The sequence below is a fragment of the Xenorhabdus santafensis genome (assembly GCF_033949405.1).
Lineage (GTDB): Bacteria > Pseudomonadota > Gammaproteobacteria > Enterobacterales > Enterobacteriaceae > Xenorhabdus > Xenorhabdus santafensis.
Genome location: NZ_VCDN01000051.1, coordinates 1 through 639 on the forward strand (window position 1 = coordinate 1; position 639 = coordinate 639).

Sequence of the window (639 nt, forward strand, 5' to 3'; positions counted from 1 at the left end):
AGCCGGATACCAAAAAGTAGCGACTTGGTTCGGAGAGACTTCGGTTCTGATGGCGCTTTTTTGCGGCTTCCTATCAAGGTATCCTGCGTGTTCATCCAAATGCTGGATATTGCCGCTGCATTCGTTGCCCTGACCCGTGCCTGATAAAGCCCATCATCAACATTCGGCACCTCAAGACCCCGTGCAGTAGTCTGGGGAGCCGTTATCCAGTTACCGTTATCTTTACGCCATTCGACTTCATAAGCCACTGCACTATCGGCTGCGTCCCATGTGATTTGTAGCGTGTTGGAGATTATGCCCTGATTAAGCGAGTAATAACTGTCGATAAGGACATTCTTCGGTGCCGGCTGAACACGGGGGGGAATGATGGCCACAGTGCGTTCGTCAATACGGGTATTCTTGTCTATAAGCGCATACTTGTCAGGGTTGTGCTCAACCGCAGTGATGTCAAATGACACGCCGTCCTCACCCGCTTTGATACCAATAACCCGGAAAAGTTGCTTTAGCTCATGACGAGATTCGATGGCCCAAACTGCGCCCACATCAGGTCGTTCTGGGTAAGCATAACCAATGCCCCATACAGAGACCTCCTGTCCTTTAATCCCTGAAATAAGATCCCTTCTTACCTTACCTGACGGC

1 pseudogene is annotated in these 639 nt (G+C 50.4%); it reads right to left on the reverse strand.

Annotation, left to right across the window (positions count from 1 at the left end):
- Nucleotides 1–639, reverse strand: a pseudogene (locus FE392_RS13690) (host specificity protein J); the annotation flags it as partial.